Source organism: Paenibacillus barengoltzii NBRC 101215, assembly GCF_004000745.1.
In the GTDB taxonomy this organism is placed as follows: domain Bacteria; phylum Bacillota; class Bacilli; order Paenibacillales; family Paenibacillaceae; genus Fontibacillus; species Fontibacillus barengoltzii.
Genome location: NZ_BILV01000129.1, coordinates 1 through 5,445, shown reverse-complemented (window position 1 = coordinate 5,445; position 5,445 = coordinate 1). Strand labels below are relative to the sequence as shown.

The window sequence follows — 5,445 nt, the reverse complement described above, 5'->3', positions numbered from 1 at the left end:
GCGGGTGGACAGGCGGGTGCACTCCGTATAAGCACAACGCGGGCAAACGAAGCCGTTTGGCCACTTCATCGCAATAATCGCCTCAATGCAATCTGCCTCACTTTGAAAACGGCTGCTGATAGGGTGAAGATCCGTATTCATATTTAATTCCATGCCCGATCCCTCCGCTTCAAACGAAACTAAAATCAAATATACGCACATATATTCTTGTTTTCCTTATTATACCAAACATACGTTCCTATTACAAGAATTAAATTCCATTTTTAACCTAATTCTCTATTTAGCTCTCAGATGATCACCATTCCATATAGGTTGATATCCTCGTAGAACATCCCACCTGAACCAAAGGGATAATCAGTAAAAGAGGGGGAGGAATGGGATAAGGGTTGGACTTGATGACAGCGAAAAAAATAAAGAGGGAGATCCGTATTGCTTCAACAAAGAACTGACCGACAACGACAAAAGTTTAAGCGCCTGAATGATACCGCTCTGCACGTCGTGAAGACACGGTAAGAGAACCTTGTTTTTAGTTCTGAAAGAAAAGTGTAACAATATTGAAAGGAATTTTTTATCAATATATGTTAGATTATGTAGGATTTTCGTGGTTCAATAGTCGTTAAAATATTACAATTTTGGTACATGCAATGAGAGGAGGAAGGAATTTGTACAAGCTAGTGGAAACGCTGGAGGAAGGAACCTTGTTTCACTCGATTTGGATGGAGGCCTGGATGGAAAAAGGCTTTGAGCCGGAGTTTGCTGAGGACGTCTTAGGTCGTTGTCTCGTCTATGACGAGGCGGGGGTGCCGGTGGGCACCGTAGAGTTTAAACCCTATGTCCCGAAATCGGACGGGCTGTTAAATCAATTGGCTCCATTTGATGATCATCCGGCGATCCTATGCTCTGGGCCAGGGGAGATCGCTGAGGTGGATAAAGTCGCGCTGCTGAAGCAGTATCGCGGCCGCAACCTGAACCGATTGCTAGCAACGATCGTGTTGTTTGCTGAGCAGAACGGGATTCGCCATTACGTCACCTTGCTTGAGCCCACTTTGTTCCGAGCGCTTCGGATCTCTTTTCATGTACCATTGACCCAGGTCGGGGAACGCCAATTCTATAAAGGGGATGACGTCATACCGGCCATTATTCATGCCTCAGAGTTTTATGAGCACCCAGAGCGGTTTGACTGGTATTTAGAAACGATCAAGTCCATGAATATGAATACGGTCTTATCTACATAATCCATATAAAAAGAAAAGGCTTGCCTAAGAGGCAAGCCTTTTTTTGCGTGTTGTTTGCTAGCCTACTGAAACAGGTTCTTTGGCAGGTTCCGCCGAAACGGAAACCTGCTCAGCTTGATTCGTCTTCACTTCTGGGGCTGCCGAATTCGAAGTAGGTTCGCTTCCTCCTGAAGAGGAACCGGACGGCACCGTTGGTGGTTGAGGAGTGCTCTCCTGTGTCGTAACCCCTGCGGCCGTGGTTGATAGGGTGAGAATCAAGTTGTCGAGATCTTGATAGTGTCTTACAATCTCGTGAATTTTGCTGTCTTGCGCTTCGATGCCAGCTAGGATTTGCTGCGCGGCACTCATATTGTGCTCGGTGCTCTCGGCAATCTCCATCACTTCCGCCATAATGCTGGTATACCGGTCCTGCATCTGCCGTACCGAGCGATCGACTTCACCCGATTGCTCGTTCACTGTGCGGGCATTGTCAGACACTTTGCCCATGTAGCTTTGGACTTCTTGGGCTTCTTCCTGTCCGGAATGAACCGCTGTGGAGCCGAGGGTGATCTGTTCAGCAACGTTGTTGATTTGCCCAATGACGTCTGCCAGAATATCGTTAATCCGCTGGGTGGCTTGCTGTGAGTTCTCTGCCAGTTTGCGAATTTCCGAGGAGACCACCGCAAAGCCTTTGCCATGCTCTCCGGCATGAGCCGCTTCAATCGCTGCGTTCATCGCCAGCAGGTTCGTTTGGGCAGAGATGCCATGGATTGTATCAACAATTTGGCTGACTTGTTCGTTTTGATCCCGAAGCTTCTGCATTTGGGTGACGGTGTCGTTAATGATCTGCTGCAGATGCTGTATATGTGCGGATAAGGCGTTCATCTTCGCCCCGGCGGCTTCCGTATTATTCAGCATGTCCGTGGACAACTCTTGAAGACGGGCCGAGATCTCGGCGGTGACCTCTACAGCTCCTCCAACCTCCTGCACCGATTGGGTCGTAGATTGTAACCCCAGCGTCTGCCGTTCCAAGGTTGAGGAGACGCTGCCAAAGGTCGTTGTAATTTCTTTGGAGATGGAACCTGTGACGGTTACGTTCTCCCGCAGCTGAGTGCTCAGACGTCCTAGAACTTCCAGCGAAGCTTGCAGTTTCGAAAGCAGCTCGTCACTGCGGCGTTTTGCTTCCATCGTGTCCTTCTGCTGAGTTAATACATCCTTCTGCAGACGTTCGCTGAACCGGGCGGCAAAAACTAGAGCAACAGTCAGGAACGCCAGGAATAGCAGCAAGTAGCTCAGCGACTCGCGGGGGAATAATTTATCGTGGTAGAAGGGAACGTTGAAAAAATAAATGGTAATCCCCATTCCCAAAACACCAGACAAAATGATCGGTTTGTAGTTCGAATACAACGTCATAATGCCGATACATACATAGACGAGCAGATACGTGCTGATGATCGGATCGGGATCTTGATAGATCAGCAGAAAAGTCAATAATGAGGTAATTACGGGAATGACAAACATGACGTAGCGGGTTCCTTTGTTGGCGTAAGTCATGTAGGTTGCGATGGAGCAACAAATTCCGCCGACGATGATCAAGGTCAATAAAACTTTACTATCCACCTGGATCATAATGTCGGTCAGGACGCCGAGTGCGACCATCCCCCATATAATTTTGACGAATAACTTATTGCGTCGTTGCAGAATTTGATTATTCTCCATACCCTCTCCCTCTCCTAATACATGGAATTCCTACTTTATAATGTCGGTTGATTTTTCATAAAAATGAAGGCTCTTTCATGAAATTCAAGCGATTTCATCCATTCCCGGGCGAAAACGGATGCCAAACCCGAATTTCGTGTATACTAGGGGATATACACCGCAAGGAAGATCATGGAAACATCATGCAAAATAACACCCCGGCCCCTGCGGGATGAGCCGGGTTTGAGGTGAAATCATTTGAAAGTAATTACGGAAGAAGAATTGCTCGCTTTTATGCGGGAAACGGCATATAAACCGATGACGTATCAGGAGTTGGAGGAGCATTTTGGGATCACCGATGCTGCCGATTTCAAGGAATTCCTGAAAATGCTCAACCGGTTAGAGCAAAGTGGACAAATTATTCTTACTCGCACTCATCGATATGGGGTTCCGGAACGCATGGACCTGGTGCGCGGGCGTTTGCAAGCCCATCCCAAGGGTTTTGCGTTTCTGATCCCGGAGGATCGTGACCATCCGGACGTCTATATTCATGCCAATGATTTGAAGAGTGCGATGAACGGCGATACGGTGTTGGTGCGCGTCAGCTCGAAGAGTGTGGCTGGCGGCAAGCTGGAAGGTGAGGTCGTACGCATTGTACACCGGGCCATTACGCAAGTGGTGGGCGTTTTCCAGAACAACGAATCGTTTGGTTTTGTGATTCCGGACGATAAACGGATCAACAAGGATCTGTTCATCCCGCGGGAAGGCTTTGGCGGTGCGGTTGATGGCGAGAAAGTCGTAGCTGAAATCGTAGAGTATCCCGAGGGACGGTCTGCGGCGGTTGGTCGGGTCATCGAGATTTTAGGGCATAAGGACGATCCAGGCGTTGATATTTTGTCGATCATCCGCAAGCATCAGTTGCCGGAAGCTTTTCCGGATGACGTGATGGCGGAAGCGCAGGAAGTTCCCGACGTGATCGATGAGGCGGAGATCGTTCGTCAAGGACGGCGAGACTTACGCGACAAAGTGATCGTGACGATCGACGGTGAGGATGCGAAGGACCTGGATGACGCCGTAAATGTTGAGCGTCTGCCCAATGGGAATATTAAGTTGGGCGTCCATATCGCGGACGTTGGGTATTATGTGCGAGAGAATTCAAAGCTCGATCAGGAAGCTTATAACCGCGGCTGCAGCGTATACTTGGTAGACCGCGTTATTCCGATGCTGCCGCACCGCTTGTCCAATGGGATCTGTTCGTTGAATCCGCAAGTGGATCGGTTCACGTTGTCTTGTGAAATGGAGTTTAACGAGATGATGAAGGTCGTGAAGCACGATATTTTCACCAGCGTGATCCGTACGAAGGAGCGAATGACTTACACGAACGTGCGCAAGATTCTGGAGGAGGAAGATCCAGAAGTTACGGAACGGTATGCGGATCTCGTGGATACGTTCAAATTGATGAAGGAGCTGGCGCTGAAGCTGCGGGCAAACCGCATGCGGCGCGGGGCGGTCGACTTCGACTTCGTGGAGTCAAAGGTGATCGTGGATGAGAACGGCAAGCCGGTGGATATCGTGAAGCGCGAGCGTTCGATCGCGGAACAGATCATCGAGGAGTTCATGCTGGCCGCAAACGAAACGGTGGCGGAGCATTTTTATTGGCTGAAGGTGCCGTTTATTTATCGGATCCATGAGGATCCGGATCAAGAGAAGTTAATGAATTTCCTGGCGTTCGTCGCTAACTTCGGTTATACGGTCAAAGGCGGCAAGGGCAATAAGGTGCATCCGCGTGCGCTGCAAACACTGCTCGAGGATATTCAGGGAACGAAGGAACAGACGGTGATCAGCACGATGATGCTGCGTTCCATGAAGCAGGCGAAGTATGATGCGGAAAGCACCGGGCATTTCGGGCTGGCGGCGGAGTTCTATACGCACTTCACCTCGCCGATCCGGCGGTATCCGGACTTGGTCATCCACCGGGTCATCCGCGAGGTGATTGAGAGCGGCGGGACGCTAAGCGAAGCGCGGATGGAGTATTTGGCCAGCCGCATGCAGGACATCGCGCAGCAGTCGTCTGAGCGGGAGCGCGTCGCCGTGGAGGCGGAGCGCGATACGGAACAGCTCAAGAAAGCGGAGTTCATGCTGGACAAGGTCGGGGAGGAATTCACCGGCATTATCAGCAGTGTAACGAGCTTTGGTATGTTCGTCGAGCTGGAGAACACGGTGGAAGGGCTGATCCGGCTTAGTGCGATGACGGATGACTATTATCATTTCCACGAGCAGCATATGGCGCTGATCGGGGAACGGACGTCGAAGATCTATCGGATCGGTGACGAGGTGAAAATCCGCGTGGCCCGCGTGAATATGGATGACCATACGATTGATTTTGAGATGGTCGACATGAAGCCGCGGCAACGCGGGGATTTCGCCGGCGGGCGCGGCGACGGCGGCGGCTGGGGCGGCCGGGGCAACAAGGCCGCCAAGGGCAAGGACGCCGGCCGAGGCAAAGCCGGCGGCGGCAAAGGCAAGGGCGGCC

4 protein-coding genes are annotated in these 5,445 nt (G+C 50.7%); 2 read left to right on the top strand and 2 right to left on the bottom strand.

Annotated elements, in window-relative coordinates; all coding sequences use genetic code 11:
- Positions 1-153: transposase (locus PBA01S_RS22285; protein WP_164744237.1), on the bottom strand; the 153-nt coding region annotated here is incomplete at its 3' end.
- Positions 154-662: 509 nt separating this feature from the next.
- On the opposite strand from PBA01S_RS22285, the gene PBA01S_RS22280 reads away from it, so the two are divergent.
- Positions 663-1,235, top strand: coding sequence for a GNAT family N-acetyltransferase (locus PBA01S_RS22280; RefSeq protein ID WP_028538505.1), 573 nt, complete (start codon positions 663-665; stop codon positions 1,233-1,235).
- 57 nt (positions 1,236-1,292) lie between these two features.
- Here the strand turns inward: PBA01S_RS22280 and PBA01S_RS22275 are convergent, their stop codons facing one another.
- Positions 1,293-2,933 carry a methyl-accepting chemotaxis protein gene (locus PBA01S_RS22275; RefSeq protein WP_127576764.1) on the bottom strand — a complete coding sequence of 547 codons (1,641 nt, stop codon included), beginning with the start codon at positions 2,931-2,933 and terminating at the stop codon, positions 1,293-1,295.
- A gap of 273 nt (positions 2,934-3,206) precedes the next feature.
- Between PBA01S_RS22275 and rnr the strand changes: the two genes are divergently transcribed.
- The coding region (rnr, locus tag PBA01S_RS22270; protein ID WP_255315421.1) for a ribonuclease R at positions 3,207-5,445 on the top strand (2,239 nt) is incomplete at its 3' end.

What these genes read in the sequence shown, in the direction of transcription:
- PBA01S_RS22275 (WP_127576764.1), bottom strand. Translation starts at nt 2,933, where the DNA reads ATGGAGAATAATCAAATTCTGCAACGACGCAATAAGTTATTCGTCAAA.